This is a genomic window from Chryseobacterium sp. DZ-32 (genome assembly GCF_059587025.1).
In genome coordinates this window covers 38,395-54,649 of sequence record NZ_JCAIOM010000024.1, presented here as the reverse complement: position 1 = coordinate 54,649, position 16,255 = coordinate 38,395, and the positions used below count along the sequence as shown (strand labels likewise).

Genomic DNA, 16,255 nt, shown 5'->3' with positions numbered 1-16,255 from the left:
TTCTTATGCAAATATATAAAAGATTCATCTATCGAACAAACTTAAATCGATAAATAAAATCTATAATTGTTTTTGGCATGTTGTTAAATAAAAAAGCCCTGTTTAACAGGACTTTTTGTTTATTTTAATAACCAAATATTTCAGTTAAATTAAGTTTTTTTACTTCGCCTAATTTCTGCATATCGGCCTCATTCACTTTGTCCTGAGAAGCGACAAGACAGTAGGTGTAGTTTTTATTCTTCATCTCTTTATCGTGGAAAGAATTGATATCTGTGAAAGACAGTTTTGGAGCCTGTTCATACACATTCTTTCTCATATCAAAGTTGTTTCCAAGCTTTTGAGATTTCAGATAAGAGAAGATGATTCCGTCCTGTGTGATTCTTTCAGAGGCAATAGATTTTTTCAATCCGCTTTTCGCTGTTTCGAATAACTGCTCAGATTTCGGAAGGGTAGTCAGAAGCTCATTCATGGCTGTTGTAGACTCATTGAATTTGTCTGCCTGTGTTCCTACATAGGCCATGATCATATCTTTGTCTGTTTTCTTGCTTGGAAGGGCAAAGTAAGAATAAGTGGAGTAGGCAAGCGCCTTAGATTCTCTGATGGTCTGGAAAACAATAGATCCCATTCCTCCTCCGAAATAGTTATTGAATAAACTTACCGTTGGAGTAGCAGATGGATTGTATTGGTCAGAATTTCTTACCCAGAAGATTTCAGCCTGCACCATGTCATAATGGGCAAACAATACTTTGTTCTTGTCTGTCGGGATCTGTGCAAAAGTTTTAGACTTAGGCAGATCTTTCAGGGTGGCAGGAAGTTTGTGGACAGGTTTCAAAGCTGCTACCACTTCATTTCCTGATTTGGGTCCGTAATACAGTACTTTGTGTTTGAAATTGAACAGATCATGAAGAACATTAATTAAGTCTTCTGCTTTCAATGCATCAAGCTCAGCATCGCTCAGTACATTGTTGAAAGGGTTTTGAGGACCGTATTGGGCATAACTTCTCAATCCGGCCATAATTACTCCTTTATTCTGTTTTGCGTTCGCTCTGGCTTTCTTCAGCCTAACTTTGTAAGCATCAAGAGCTGCCTGATCTGCCTGACAGTTTTTGATTAAATCTTCAAATAAAGAAATGGTTTTATCAAAGTTTTCATTCAGACCTTCCAGTGATACGTAAGTTTCTTCGTTTCCTGCACTTACATTGAAGCTTGAGGCAAGTTTATAGAATTCCTTACTGATGATCTCCGAAGATTTGTCTTTCGTTCCCAGGTACTGAAGATATTCTGCTGCCAATGGAAGAATTTTATTGTTCCATTTTCCTGAATCAAAGTGGTAATACATTCTGAACAGCGCATTGTCTGTATTTTTTACAGAAAGTACATCCACATCAGCTAATTTGTTTTTAGCAATGTCTTTGTCATAATTCAACCATACCGGAGCGATAGGGTTTTCAGGCATCTCGTCGATTTTTTTAAGGAAAGGAGACTGGTCTTCTCTGTTAACGGAAACCGGGGTAATCGTTGGTTTATCAACTTTTACAATGCTCTTATCTTCCCCTTTTCTTTTGTAAACTGCAACGTAGTTATTGTTCTGAAGATACTTGGATGCAAAATCCATGATATCTTTTTTCGTCAGTTTTGAAATTTCGTCCACATATTCCAGCGATGTTTTGTGGTCAACGTCCGAAGTGAATTCATCCATCAGAATACTTGCTCTGGTTGAGTATTTTTCATCTTTCTGAATGATCCCTTTCTTCTCATTGTTAACGATAGACTGAATCAGGTCGTCCGAAAACTCGCCCTTTCTCAGTTTGTCAATTTCCTGAAGAAGAAGATTTTTTACTTCATCCAGAGATTGCCCTTCAGTGGGTTTACCCTGTAAAAGCAGAACGGAGTAATCCTTCAATGCATAAGAACCAGCATATGCACCCAGTAATTTCTGTTTTTTTACCAGATCAAGATCGATCAGCCCTGCCTGTCCGTTGGTAAGCATATTTCCAACAAGATTCAGCATTCTGGCGTCTTTTGTAGAAGCTCCCGGAAATCTGAAACCAAGCATTACGTTTTCAGGATTAGGTCCTACCACTTCTTTTACAACCGGAGCAGTGATCGGTTTTTCCTGTCCTACCTTATATTCAGGGATCGCTTTAGGCTTCATATAAGAGAAAGCCTTATCAATTTTAACAATCACTTCATCCGGATTAAAATCTCCGGACATGATGATTCCCATGTTATTAGGAACATAATAATTGTTATAATATTCTCTGATCGCATGCAGGGAAGGGTTTTTCAGGTGTTCAATGGTTCCGATGGTGGTTTGCTTTCCGTAATTGTTGTTAGGGAAAAGGTTGGCAAACATCGTATCAAAAACTTTATCTCCGTCATCATCAAGAGATCTGTTTTTTTCTTCGTATACGGCCTCGAGCTCTGTGTGGAAAAGTCTCAGAACCGGTTCCCTGAATCTTTCTGCCTGTACTGCAAGGAATTTGTCAAGAACATTCGCAGGTACATCTTCCGTGTACACCGTTTGTTCAAAAGAAGTGAAGGCGTTGGTTCCGTCAGCTCCCATACCAGCCATCATTTTATCATATTCATTGGCGATTGCAAATTTTGCAGCCTCTCCGGAAACCCTGTCAATTTCTTTGTAGATTTCTTTTCTTTTGGCTTCGTCCTTATTCTGATTGTACTTTTCGTAAAGAGCATCAATCTGGTCTAAAAGAGGCTTTTCTTTTGCCCAGTCTTTAGATCCGAACTGATTCGTTCCTTTGAAAAGCATATGCTCCAGATAATGGGCAAGACCGGTGTGGTCTGCAGGATCTGTTTTACTTCCTGCTTTTGTGGCAATATAAGTCTGGATTCTCGGATCCTTGTTGGTAGGACTTAAAATAACCGTTAATCCGTTTTTCAAAGTGTAATACCTTGCAGAAGTAGGGTCATTGGTTACGTACCTGTACTTGTAGCCGTTCGAGGTAGCTTCTTTCCACTGGAAATCCTGGCCAAAAGCATATCCGGCAAAACTTGCAGCGGCAATACTTGTAGCGATGGTTAGTTTTTTTAACAGATTCATTGCTGTCGTTTTATTTGGGGTTATTAGTTTTTTGTTAATTGAATTTCTCCAACAAGTCTTTAATTCGTTTCATAGCTTCTCTTAAATCTTCTTCAGAAGCGGCATAAGAGAATCTGATACATTCCGGACTTCCGAAAGAGAACCCGCCTACACATCCAACATGAGCATTTTCCAGGATGAACATGGCAAAGTCGTCAGAGTTTTTAATTTCTGTTCCATCTAGGGTTTTTCCGATATAATACGAAATATCAGGGAAGAAATAGAATGCTGCCTTTGGAAGCACCACTTTGAATCCCGGGATTTCTTTGATGAGTTCATAGACAAGATCTCTTCTTTTTTTGAAGGCATCAATCATGTATCTGTATTCGGAAGGATCTGCTTTCAGGGCAACGATAGATGCTCTCTGTGCTACCGTATTGGCCCCGCTGGTCATCTGTCCCTGTACTTTTTCACAAGCTTTTGCCAGCCATTCAGGACATGCTGAATACCCGATTCTCCATCCTGTCATAGCGAAAGCCTTTGACATTCCGTTGATTACGGCTGTCTGTTCATAGACTTCAGGAAACTGGGCAATCGAAGTGGTATTCGTTTCGTAATTGATGTATTCATAAATCTCATCAGAAATGATCGTTATCTGAGGGTATTTGGCAATTACTTTGGCGATCGATTTCAATTCATCATAAGTGTAGTATCCTCCTGACGGATTACATGGCGAGCTGAAAAGTACCGCTTTGGTTTTCTCTGTAATAGCTTCTTCAAGCTGTTCGGCAGTCACTTTGAAATCGGTAACATACGAGGTAGGAAGTATTACGGAAGTTCCGCCCATCATTTTTACCATCTCATCATAACTTACCCAGTAAGGTGCTGGAAGAAGAACTTCATCGCCATCATTGATAATAGCTGCCAGAACATTGATAATAGCCTGTTTGGCTCCGTTGGAAACACAGATCTGGGAAGGTTTGTATTCCAGATTATTATCCCTTTTTAATTTATAAGCAATAGCCTCACGCAATTCCAGAAATCCCGGAACCGGAGAATAGTGGCTGTAATTTTGATTGATGGCATCGAATGCTGCCTGTTTGATATTGTCCGGAACATCGAAATCCGGCTCGCCAAGAGTTAAACTGATCACATCTATTCTGTTGGCTTTCATTTCTCTGGCTTTGTTTGACATAACAAATGTCTGTGAGTATCCTAATCTTTTTACTCTATCTGAAAGTTTATCCATCTATTTTTTGAATTTTAACAAATATATAATAAAAACGTGGTGTGGAGGTAATAAAAATAAGGGTGTTTTAAAGATTTTTATCAGGTTTTTGTCAAATTGTCTTTTGGGTTATAAAAATGTTTTATTTTGAAGTAAGAGATTGATTTCAATCTTATTTTAGCCAAAAAACAGTAATTCAAAATAAATTATTGTAGGGAATAATTTTGCAGCGTAGGTTTTGTATCTTTAACAACCTAAGATCTGTCCTATGAAATATTACGTTTTTTTATTACTGATTTCCTGTAGTGTTTTCTCGCAGAGATATTCAAAAGATGATGAAGTGAAAAAATATGTCTCGCAGGTGAATGAAGATTCATTAAAATCATATATCGGAAAGTTGGTAAGCTTTGAAACCCGGCATACCTTGAGTTCGATCGATGATCCAAAGAAGGGAATAGGTGCGGCAAGGAACTGGGTGATCAGAAAATTCAATGATTATACTAAAAATTCGGATGGCAGAATGGAAGTGTATCTGCAGCAGGAAGATATTCAGCCGGATGGAAAACGAATTGACAAAGCAGTAAACCTTGGGAATGCTGTTGCTTTTCTGAAAGGAACAGATCCGAATGACAAAAGAATTTTCCTGATCGGAGGGCATCTTGACTCAAGAGTGACTGATGTGATGAACAGAACTTCCGCAGCACCGGGAGCTAATGATGACGGCAGCGGAGTAAGTGCTGTCATAGAATCCGCAAGAATACTGAGCAAATCTTCGTTTCCGGCTTCAATTATTTTTGTAGCATTTTCCGGTGAAGAACAGTCATTGTTGGGATCTAAACAGTTGGCTGAAAAAATGAAAAGAGAAAATCTGCAGCTGGAAGCGGTTCTTAATAATGATATGATCGGTAATCCAAAAGCAGGAGAAACAGGAGAGATCAATACCCGTATTCTTCGTGTATTCAGTGAAGGCCTGCCTTACAAAGATCTGGATAAAAAAGCGATGATGATCAGAAATCTTGGTTTTGAAAACGACAATGAATCCAGACAGCGTTATATCAAAGAAATTACAGAACAATATGTCAAAGGATTGGAGATTAAACTGATCTACAGAAATGACAGATTTCTGCGCGGAGGAGATCACACCAGTTTTGTGAATAATGGATTTCCTTCTGTAAGACTGACCGAATATTATGAAAATTACGACCATCAGCATCAGGATATTAGAGTTGAAAACAATAAGCAGTACGGTGATCTTCCTGAATTTATCGATTTTAAATATCTGAAAAAGAATGTTGCTGCCAATATTGCTGTTCTTGCCAATCTTGCAAAATCTCCTTCAAAACCGGAGAAAGTTGAAATGGATGTAAAAGAGCTGACAAATTCCACCACTTTACATTGGGAAAAGCCAAAATCCGGAATCCCTGCAGGATATTATGTGCTGGCAAGGGAAACAGACAGTGCGGTGTGGCAGAAAAAGATCTTCACCACAGGACTTTCTATGAAGATTCCGCTTTCTAAAGATAATTATATTTTCGCTGTACAGAGCGTGAGCCCGTCAGGAAACCTGAGTGTCCCTGTTATACCAGGAATTGCAAAGTGATGGATTTTGCTGAAAACCAGAATTTACATCAGGATCAGGAAAAGTTGATTTGAATACAAGAGAAATAAAACTTATTTTTGCGGTTTATAATAATTCACATGTCTGCATCGTTACTATTAAAATATTTCCCGGATCTTACTGAAAAACAGAAAGAACAATTCTCCAAATTGGAAAGTCTGTACAATGAATGGAATGAAAAGATCAATGTAATTTCCAGAAAAGATATGGAATCACTGTATGAAAAGCACATTCTACACTCGTTGGGAATTGCAAAAGTGATGGAATTTGCACCGGGAACCAAAGTTCTGGATATCGGAACCGGAGGTGGTTTTCCAGGAATCCCTTTGGCGATCCTTTTTCCTGAAGTAGAATTTACCCTGATTGATTCTATTGGAAAGAAAATCAGTGTAGTACAGGCTGTGGCAGACGGAGTTGGATTAACCAATGTTACCGCTATTCATGGAAGAGCAGAGAAGCTGAAAGAAAAATTCCACTTTGTAGTCAGCAGAGCAGTAACCCAGATGCCGGAATTTTTAAGATGGCTGAAAGGGAAATTTGAAAAAGAACAGTTTAATCCTAAACATAACGGAATTTTATATTTAAAAGGCGGTGATCTTGCTGAAGAACTTGCCGGAATTAAATGTGAGATATTCAATCTTAAACACTATTTTGATGAAGAATTTTTTGATACCAAGAAAGTAGTTTATGTATCAAAAGGTAATTTTAATTCCTGATTTTTATGTAAATAAGGAATAATTTTTGCTAATATTTGTTAATAATCAGAAAAGTAAAGGTTATGAAAAAACTTTTAAATATTGGATCTTCAGTATTCCTGTTGGGCGTGCTTCTGGTTTCGTGTAATGATGATGATTACCATACCATCGAATCTATTGATAAAATCAAGATAGACAGCGTAAAAATTGTTAATGATACCATGGACGTTTACGCGATACAGAGCATAAAAACGTATTCCACCTATCCGTCTCACTGTGAAGGCTTTTACGGATATGATTATGTTTACAATAATAACCTGGAAAGAACAGTTACTTCCTATAAATATATTACCAACGGCCCTTGTACACAAGGGAAATATGTGGGAGCAAATCAGATTAATTTCAGCCCGCAAAGCAAAGGAACCTATACTTTTAAATTCTGGAATGGAGGAAACAGCTGGATTACAAAAACCATTGTAGTAAAATAATGAAGTTGACTTTCGTATTGTGTTTACTGGCAGCGCAGGTGGTGTACGGGCAGAAAATTTTCTGGGAGGAAGGCAAAAAGCTAACCTGGGATAACTTTAAAAGTCCGGTTAACAAAAAAAAGAATCCTGATGTGGCAGCATACACCCATTGTGGATGGGAATTTTATGCTGAAAAATCTTCCGATCCCAAAGCACCGGTTGCCATTACTATCAAAACACTGTTTCATGAAGATAAATCATGGAAAGATGCCAAAAGAATGAATGATTATATTCTCCTTCATGAGCAGAAGCATTTTGATATTGCAGAATTGTTTGTAAGAAAATTCAGAAAAGCAGTTGCTGAAAAAATCAAAAATTCAGGAGACTACAACAAATATTTTAGAGCAATTTACGATGGGATATCCGTTGATTATAAGAATTTCCAGATGGCCTACGACAGAGAAACCCGTAACGGACTCGATAAAGAAAAACAAACCGAATATAATCAGTCGATTTCTGAACAACTCGACAACTTAAAAAGCTACCAAGCCCTTTGAAATTCCTCAATAAGATCATCCACGAACTGTTAGCACAAAACCCGGATCTTTCTGCGTTTAATATCATTCTGCCCGGAAAACGTCCCATTGTGTTTATCAGACAGATCCTGGAGGAAAATAACTATTCGGGGTTTCTCCCCAATTTTTTTACGATTGAGGAGCTTATTAATAAAATAGCAGATCATCAGACGATTCAGGGGATTCCGTTATGGCTTTTCTCTTTTGATGTTTACAGAAGCCTGAACCTTATTCCAAGGGATGATTTTTCAGATTTTCTGAAATGGTTTCCTACACTGCAGAAAGACTGGGATGATATCCTGAAATTCTCAGATAGCGACCAGGCAGTTCTGCAGTATATGTTTGATGAAGAAAGAATCAAAGAATGGGCTCAGGACCTTGGTGAGGATGACGATGTTCCAAGAAAGAAGTTTCTTAATTTCTGGCAGAATATGAATGTTTTTCTCCCGGTTTTAAAGGAGAGACTGCAGGAGAGAAACTGGGCTACTTCCGGAATGATTCATGAGGCGGCTAAAGCCAGAATTGCTGATTTTGCGAAAAATACCAAAGAAGAATTTGTTTTTTGTGGCTTCAATGCCTTTACTCCGGTAGAAGAAAAGCTTGTAAGAAGCCTTTTACAGTGGAATAAAGCGCAGTGTTTCTTTCAGGCAGACCGTTATTATTTTAATGATGAAAGACAGGAAGCCGGAAAATTCCTTAGAAATCATAAAACATGGAAAGAATTTGATGATAACAGAGCTTTTCAATGGATAGAAGACGATTTTAATCAACCTAAAAAAATTAAGGTATACGAAGTGTCCGGGAATGTAACCCAGACCAAAGTACTGCCTGAGATTTTTAAAGAGATCAATAATAAAACCTACTCCAATACGGCAGTTGTACTCCTGGATGAAAATCTTCTTCCAGCCAGTCTTGATGTGATGCATGGTGTTGATAATTTGAATATTACAATGGGATTCCCGTTGAAAAACTTATCTTTCTCCAATGCCGTGAAACGTCTTTTCTACCTGCAGAAACAATTGGAAAAAAACAAACTGTCTTATTATTACAGAGATGTTTTCCCCATTTTGGAAGAGCTGCCGAAATCAGCAGAAGATGAACAGATTATCAATGAGTTTAAAGCTAAAGTAGAAGAGCGGAATATCGTTTATATTTCCAGAAAACTTTTACATGAGCTGCTGGGCGGCCTGTCTTATTATGGCCTTCTTCAGAAAGCAACAGGAACCAACAGTTATCTGGATATGCTTATTGAGTTCTGCCAGCAGGTTAAATGGCTTGAAATAGATGATATCCAGTATGAAAATGTCTCTCACTTTGAGAATGCGTTCAGAATCATCAAAAACCAGCTGACTCCCTACAATATTGAAATTAAAATGGAAACGCTGGAAATTCTGATCAACCAGCATATCAATTCTGAAAGTATCGATTTTCAGGGAGAACCTCTGAGAGGACTTCAGATCATGGGATTACTGGAAACGCGTCTCCTGAACTTTGAAAACGTTATTCTGCTTTCCGTCAACGAAGGAAAACTCCCGCTTGGAAACTCTCAGAATACCTATATTCCTTTTGATATCCGAAGGTTCTTTGATCTTCATACTTTTCTTGAAAATGACAGCATTTATGCCTATCACTTTTACAGACTGATTCAGGATGCGAAGAATGTCCATTTGCTGTATAATGCTTTAAGCTCCGGAGTGAATACCGGAGAGAAGAGTCGCTTTATTACGCAGATCGAAATGGAGAGTACTCATGATATTGAACATGTCATTATTGAAAATTCTTCTGAACCTATTGCCACCAAACCGATTGAAATTTCCAAGACACAAATTGTACAGGAACGTCTTCAGAAATGGAAGGAAAAAGTATCTGCTTCCCACCTGACGAGTTATCTTTACAATCCGATTGATTTCTACCTTTCCAAGATTTTAAACACTTCGGAAACAGATGAAATTGAAGAAGAACTTTCGATAAAAAATTACGGAAATCTGGTCCATTATTCACTTCAAGAAGTGTATGAGGTGTTGAAAGGTAAGGTTTTAAAAGAAAGCGATTTAAAAAATTCAGTTAAAGCAGTAGATGAATATATAAATATCGCTATTGAAAAGCTGAAACACCAGCCGGAATTTTATGAAAAAGGGATGAATTATATCCATAAGGCCATTGCTAAAAAGGTCATTGAAAATGTGCTGAATCATGATCTTGAACTCATAAAGCAAGGTAATAAACTGGAGATTATTGATATCGAAAGAAGGTTTGAAAACATCGATTTTCCTCTTGATGGAAATGATAAAATTTCTTTTTTTGGATTCATTGACCGGATTGATAAACTGAACGGTACTCTGAGAATTATTGATTATAAAACCGCCAGGACTAAAAATCTTACTGTAAAGATTGATCAGGATAACGTAGATGAATATTTCCATAACAGCGACAGGAAACAGGCCCTTCAGCTTTGTATTTACCATTACGTAGTACAGCACCTTCCTGAGTTTTGGGGTTTCCCGATTGAAACCGGAATCTGGAGTTTTGCAGATGCTAAAAAGGGAATGGTTGCCCTGCAGTTTGATAAAGGAAATATTGATGATGCCATGAAATCTGTAAAAAGCCTTATCCTGGAAATCCTGAATCCGGATATCAATTTCGTGGAAACGATAAAAACATATTAAAAATTTTAGTCTTAGTATATTTTTTCTCTCTGTTTATTCTTAATAAATAAGCTGGCTTAGAATCGTTTACTTCACGAAATGTTGTGATAAAGCAGGTAACTTTTTGTGTATCTTTACTACTTATTAAAAACTTATAAAGTTTAAATCAGATACATTAAGCAGCACCAATGAAAAAGATCCTGATATTTTTAGCCATTGCTTTTTCTCTCATTATCAAATCTCAGCAAAAGAATGATTCCCTGAATATTGCGCTTCAGAATGTAACCAAAGATACTAAGTTTGGCCTTGCGCTCAGTGGCGGCGGTGCGAAAGGATTTGCCCATATCGGGATTTTGAAAATGATTGATTCATTGGGAATTAAAGTAGACTACATTACAGGAACCAGTATGGGAGGAATTCTGGGTGGATTGTATGCAATGGGATATAATGCAGACCAGCTTAAGCATACGATCTATAAAATGGACTGGAACAGGATTCTGAGTAATAAAATTCCTTACAATAAAGTCAATATCAGTGAAAAAGACGAATATGATAAGTATATCCTTGAATTTCCGGTAGTCAAAGGATTTCCCACACTTCCAAGTTCTTATATTGAAGGGCAGTACATGGGAGAAGTTCTTAATACGCTTACTTTCAACGCAAAGCATATCAACGATTTCAGTAAACTGAGGATTCCTGTGCAGCTTACATCTTCCGATATTGAAAACGGAGGTCTGGTGATGCAGAAAGAAGGATCATTACCACTGGCTATTCGATCTACGCTGGCTATTCCTGCCGCTTTTGCTCCTGTTTATATTGATGGAAAGCTTTTGGTTGATGGCGGTCTGGATCGTAATTATCCGGCCAATGAAGTTCGTGAGATGGGTGCCGGTTTTGTGATCGGAGGCTACACCGGATTCAGACTTTTTACGAAAAAAGAGATTGAAAATCCGATGAAGATGATCTATCAGACTCATGCCATCCGCTCTGTAGAAGATTTTAAACATCAGAAAGAATTATCAGATATTCTGGTCGACTTTGTAGATCCACTGGGAGAAATTACAACGAAAGATTTTGCCAAATTCAGAAGGATCATAAAAATAGGAGAGACTGAAGCGAGAAAACATCTTCCTGAGTTTGTAGCTCTGGCAGAAGCTCAGCGAAAAGCCGGAATTACGTATGAACATACGATGATTGAAGAAGTGAAACTGCCTACAACAAAATTTACTTTTAACGAAGAAGACGGAACACCCATTACAGATGCTGCAGAAATTGAAGTGCTGAAAAAGCAGATGGGGCTTACGGAAGGGAAGTATTACGATGTAAAAACCATTAATGAGGCTATAGACAGGGTCTTCGGAATGCGGCAGTATGTAAAGGTGTATTATACCTACACGAATGTAAACGACGGTCTTGTGATGAATGTTTTTGTGAAAAGAGCAAAAAAGGGAGCATTTAAACTGGCGTTGCACTATGATACGGAACAGTCCGTCGGAATTATTGTCAATTATACGTACAGAAATATTCTCCTGAACAGATCCAGGTTTCTGGCAACAGTAGATATTTCCGAACGTTTTAAAGCTAAAGTTGCTTACCAGCAGTTTTTAGACAGTGGTGAACGTTTATGGCTGGATCTGGAAGCTAAAATGGTTCATCTTAAAAGTAATGACCTGAACTTCAGGTTATATGATATAAGTGAAGATGGCGGCGACCGTTTTCCGAACCATATGTACCGTAACATAACCGGAAAAATTGCACTGAATTATAATATCAATCCCAATTCTTACCTGTCTCTGGGAACGGAATTCAGTACGGAAAGAATGTACAGCTTACTGGATAAAGTAGATCAGTCAAAAGTAGATAATTATAGCAAAAAGCTCTATAATCACAGCAATTTCAATACTTTCCTGAAATTTGAACAGAATAATCTTAATAAAAGGTATTTTACAACCAGGGGGAATCATCTTCAGGTGAGCACAAGATTTTACTATGGAGATCAGTATGAACTTTATGATCTGAATACAGTACAGCCTCTCCTTTATCTGATTCTTAATCCGAAAGAGTCTTACTATTTTGAACCTAAAAATCTCGTTTCATTTACACTGAATGAGAACTTTTTCTACCCCATCACAAGAAGACTGACAGTAAAAGCGAATGTGTTTCTAGGAACGAGTTTCGGTTCCAAGAAAGAAGATAAGGTTCCGTATTTGTTTTTGAATCAAAAGTATAACCTGGGTGGGAGTGAATATAATTATGATCTGCTAAGCCCTGAATTCAACGGGCTTCGTCAAAAAGAACTTCCGATGACTTCTGTGGCTAAGGCTGCTGTGTCATTTCAGTACAGAATTATGAAAAAACTCTATCTTACTCCTTCATTCAGCTATGGAAAGGTGAGTGAAGAGTTTTCTCCTTTTAATGACAGTTTTGATATGTTTGGGTACGGATTGAACCTGGGCTACGAATCGCTTATCGGTCCTATCAGCATGAATATTTCCAGAAACAGTCAACTTGATTTTTCAAGAATATATTTTAGTGTCGGATTTAAGTTTTAAGGATATGCTCCATTTATAATATTTCAAAAAGGCACTTCATTGCTGAAGTGCCAAAAATTAACTTGAAATAAAGATATAGAGGAGTGATTGATTTATAGTTTTACTTTTTTACTGATGATTCTTTCATTAGAAAGAGTGACTTGTACAAGATATACTCCTGATTCTAAGTTTCTGGATTCAAACACTGGTTTATTAACGTTCTGCTGAACGATCAGAGAGCCAGATATACTGTAAATAGTAATATTTTTAATATCATTGGTGGATGCAGCTACAATTTGTTGTCTCTGAGTATAAATATTAGTACTGTTTTCCGATGATATTGTTCCTCCCACCGATTTACTGAACTGAAGGTTATAGTATGGAGTAACAACTTCAAACGTATAGTTTTTGCTTTCAAGATTCTGAATATTGATTCCTCCGGTTTCCCGATACTGTTTTTTGGAAATACTTTTGATCAGGGTTTTATTTTCATCAAAAATATGTACAGCAGTAAGTTCCTCCTGATCTACTTTTAATTGCAAAAGGGATGCATTCACAGATTGTACAATTTCGTTTTCGGTAACTTCCTGAGGTGTGTTTTTGATGTATGGAATTATTTTATTTTCATTGTTTTCTGATACTTTCAATAAATAAACTCCATCTTTTAAAGTTGATAAATTTTGATCATCGGCTGTTCTGCTCTGTGCTTTTTCTTTATTGAAATCTGTAATTTCAACCAGCTGCATACTGCCCAGGTCCGGTTTTATCTGTGAAGACAGTAGGGAAGGGTTTTCAGAAGTTTTCTCCGGTTGCTTACCGAAAATTGAACCTGCAATAGCCCATTCATTAAGAAGGCCGCCGCTTCTCAGGGTATTGAATTTCGCATTGGAAGCTAAAGTGAAGGGCAGAATTCCTCCTACATGTCCTAATGGGCCCCAATAAAAGGAATCCAGTTTATATTTATTCAGATCCCACCATGGATAATAACCACGCTGAACCTCAATAGTTTTAGAAGTGTTTTCAGGCGGAATCGCTAGATCGACAGTTGAATGACCCAATGTCATAGGCGTTTTATTATACCAGTCGTATACATCCTTAGGTTTCATACATAGCCTTAGCTTGTTATTGGAATTGTTGGTAACATCATTGACAAAACTGGTGGTAAAGAGCTTTCTCCATATAACAGGGCCCCACAAAAGTCCGCCGTTATCCTGAACGACATGATAGTTGTATTTGTCCAGATATTCTGCAGAAATAACTTCTGAAATGTCATTATTATAGGTTTTATATCCCGTATTGTTGCAGGTATGAAGGACATTCGCCAGGAATGAGGTGAAAGGATAAATATCTTTTTCAAGGACTCCTTTATTTAAAGTTACTCCTGAAAAATCATATGGCCCATCACCCATGTAAGCATATTTGAATTTAATATTACCGGGATTTGAAATGCTTAATCTTTTTAAAGTAGACATAGCAGCGTGGGCGCCCTGAGAATATCCGGCTAAGAAATATTCGTCATAACGTTTAATATTGAGTTGTGCCAATACTTTATTCGCTGCGGTTATAAAATCTATGGTAGCACCCGCTTCTGTGGCATAATCTACATAAGGGTGAGTACCATCTCCAGTTCCCATCCCTACGTAGTCGGGCGCCATCAAAATATATCCGTTGAGTACATAGGATAATTCAACAACAAATCCTGCTGTTAAAGCCCCTTTGAAATTAGACGGAACATTGTGCCTGCTGTCTGTAGTTCCATGGTCAGATACTACTGTTGAGAGTTTGAAAGGTACGTTAGGGTACATCAATAGTCCTGTAGCTTTTACAAGAACATTGTTTTCATTTTTGGTGTAATAAGTGATTTTGTATCCTTTCAGCCCGATATTGAAACTGTTCAGGTAATTGGCAAACTCAGGAGCATTCTGATCGCCAAGATTATTGGCTATAAAATTGATGACTCCCTGTGGTGTTAAATCCAGTTTCTGTTCGGCACTTACAACATCACCCGCCTGCTGTGCAAAGTAAAATGGAGCTGTAAGACTTAGTAAAAAAGTTGTGATTTTTTTCATATTGTTTGTTTTTGCGTGGTATTAAAGTAATAAATTTAATAAAACAACAAAAACTTTATAAGATCAATAATTATTCATTGAATATAAAATCCCTGCAAAGTGAGTAAACAAAAGAGTCTGACCATTGGCCAGACTCTTTATTATTTATATTGGTATATTTTTTAGAAAGCGTTGATTCCTGTGATGTCCAATCCAGTGATCAGTAAATGAACGTCATGTGTTCCTTCATAAGTAATTACAGATTCCAGGTTTGCGGCATGTCTCATCATCGGGAATTCACCCATAATTCCCATACCTCCTAGGATTTGTCTTGATTCTCTTGCAATGTCAATTGCCATTTTCACGTTGTTACGTTTAGCCATTGAAATCTGGGCCGGAGTTGCCTTATGGTCGTTTTTAAGGTTTCCTAGCTGAAGACACAGTAACTGAGCTTTTGTAATCTCTGTTAAGAATTCAGCTAATTTTTTCTGCTGAAGCTGGTAAGAACCGATTGGTTTTCCAAACTGTTTTCTTTCTTTGGAATACTGAACGGCAGTACAGTAACAGTCAATAGCAGCACCTATTACTCCCCAGGAAATTCCATATCTTGCAGAATTCAGACAAGATAAAGGTCCTTTCAGTCCTGTTACTCCCGGAAGCAGGTTTTCTTTGGGAACTTTTACGTTGTTAAATACCAGTTCTCCGGTTTTGGATGCTCTCAAGCTCCATTTATTGTGAGTTTCAGGAGTGGTGAAACCTTCCATACCTCTTTCAACGATCAATCCCTGTACTTTGCCTTCCTCATTTTTTGCCCATACTACAGCGATGTCGCATAAAGGAGAGTTGGTGATCCACATTTTTGCCCCATTTAAAAGATAATGATCTCCCATATCTTTAAAATAAGTTTCCATAGAACCAGGATCAGAACCGTGGTTAGGCTCAGTCAATCCAAAAGATCCGATCATTTCTCCCGCAGCAAGCTTTGGAAGGTATTTCTTTTTCTGTTCTTCAGAACCGAATTCGTTAATAGGGAACATCACCAATGAACTCTGTACCGAAGCAGCAGAACGTACTGCAGAATCTCCTCTTTCCAGCTCCTGCATAATCAGACCATAAGAAATCTGGTCTAATCCTGAACCGCCATACTCAACCGGGATATAAGGTCCCAATGCTCCGATTTTCCCCAATTCTCTCATAAGATTAGGAAGATCTGTATGATTTTGAGCGGCCTGATCTATCTGCGGCATTACAAAACTTTCAACCCAGTCTCTCACAGATTGGCGGATTAGTTTATGTTCTTCAGTAAGTAAAGCATCAATTCCATAATAATCAGGGATGCTTGTAAGAGGATAATATGACATGATTTTTTGATTTGGTTAAAAGTAACATTTTTCGTGATGTTCTG

General features: G+C 37.8%; 10 protein-coding genes. 6 read left to right on the top strand and 4 right to left on the bottom strand.

From position 1 onward, the window contains the following. Positions 1 to 124: 124 nt before the first annotated feature. Both AC59HC_RS20885 and AC59HC_RS20880 read right to left on the bottom strand, forming a co-directional pair. A complete protein-coding gene (locus AC59HC_RS20885) occupies positions 125 to 3,064 on the bottom strand; it encodes a M16 family metallopeptidase (protein WP_343643466.1) in 2,940 nt (979 codons plus the stop codon). A gap of 34 nt (positions 3,065 to 3,098) precedes the next feature. After that, positions 3,099 to 4,292 carry a pyridoxal phosphate-dependent aminotransferase gene (locus AC59HC_RS20880; RefSeq protein WP_496559287.1) on the bottom strand — a complete coding sequence of 398 codons (1,194 nt, stop codon included), beginning with the start codon at positions 4,290 to 4,292 and terminating at the stop codon, positions 3,099 to 3,101. Positions 4,293 to 4,539: 247 nt separating this feature from the next. Here AC59HC_RS20880 and AC59HC_RS20875 point away from each other — a divergent pair, with 247 nt between their 5' ends. The 6 genes from AC59HC_RS20875 to AC59HC_RS20850 all read left to right on the top strand — a co-directional run bounded on the left by AC59HC_RS20875 (position 4,540) and on the right by AC59HC_RS20850 (position 12,823). Further along, entirely contained in the window at positions 4,540 to 5,871 is a 1,332-nt protein-coding gene (locus AC59HC_RS20875) for a M20/M25/M40 family metallo-hydrolase (protein WP_496559286.1), read from the top strand. Positions 5,872 to 5,969: 98 nt separating this feature from the next. Then, complete coding sequence (gene rsmG / locus AC59HC_RS20870; protein WP_496559285.1) at positions 5,970 to 6,605, top strand: 16S rRNA (guanine(527)-N(7))-methyltransferase RsmG; 636 nt, start codon at positions 5,970 to 5,972, stop codon at positions 6,603 to 6,605. A 62-nt stretch (positions 6,606 to 6,667) separates the two neighbouring features. Next, positions 6,668 to 7,072 (top strand): hypothetical protein, encoded by a 405-nt coding sequence (locus AC59HC_RS20865; RefSeq protein ID WP_202842708.1) that lies wholly within the window; start codon positions 6,668 to 6,670, stop codon positions 7,070 to 7,072. Continuing rightward, on the top strand, positions 7,072 to 7,608 hold the full coding sequence (locus AC59HC_RS20860) for a DUF922 domain-containing protein (RefSeq protein ID WP_496559284.1): 537 nt from the start codon (positions 7,072 to 7,074) through the stop codon (positions 7,606 to 7,608). The genes AC59HC_RS20865 and AC59HC_RS20860 overlap by 1 nt, the downstream gene beginning before the upstream one ends. Then, positions 7,605 to 10,292, top strand: a complete 2,688-nt coding sequence (locus AC59HC_RS20855; protein WP_496559283.1) for a PD-(D/E)XK nuclease family protein — start codon at positions 7,605 to 7,607, stop codon at positions 10,290 to 10,292. The genes AC59HC_RS20860 and AC59HC_RS20855 overlap by 4 nt, the downstream gene beginning before the upstream one ends. 167 nt (positions 10,293 to 10,459) lie before the next feature. Beyond that, a complete protein-coding gene (locus tag AC59HC_RS20850) occupies positions 10,460 to 12,823 on the top strand; it encodes a patatin-like phospholipase family protein (protein ID WP_496559282.1) in 2,364 nt (787 codons plus the stop codon). A gap of 92 nt (positions 12,824 to 12,915) precedes the next feature. Here AC59HC_RS20850 and AC59HC_RS20845 read toward each other — a convergent pair whose 3' ends face one another. Beyond that, complete coding sequence (locus tag AC59HC_RS20845) at positions 12,916 to 14,871, bottom strand: T9SS type A sorting domain-containing protein (RefSeq protein ID WP_411413299.1); 1,956 nt, start codon at positions 14,869 to 14,871, stop codon at positions 12,916 to 12,918. Positions 14,872 to 15,032: 161 nt separating this feature from the next. After that, entirely contained in the window at positions 15,033 to 16,211 is a 1,179-nt protein-coding gene (locus AC59HC_RS20840; RefSeq protein WP_110008646.1) for an acyl-CoA dehydrogenase family protein, read from the bottom strand. Positions 16,212 to 16,255: the final 44 nt, after the last annotated feature.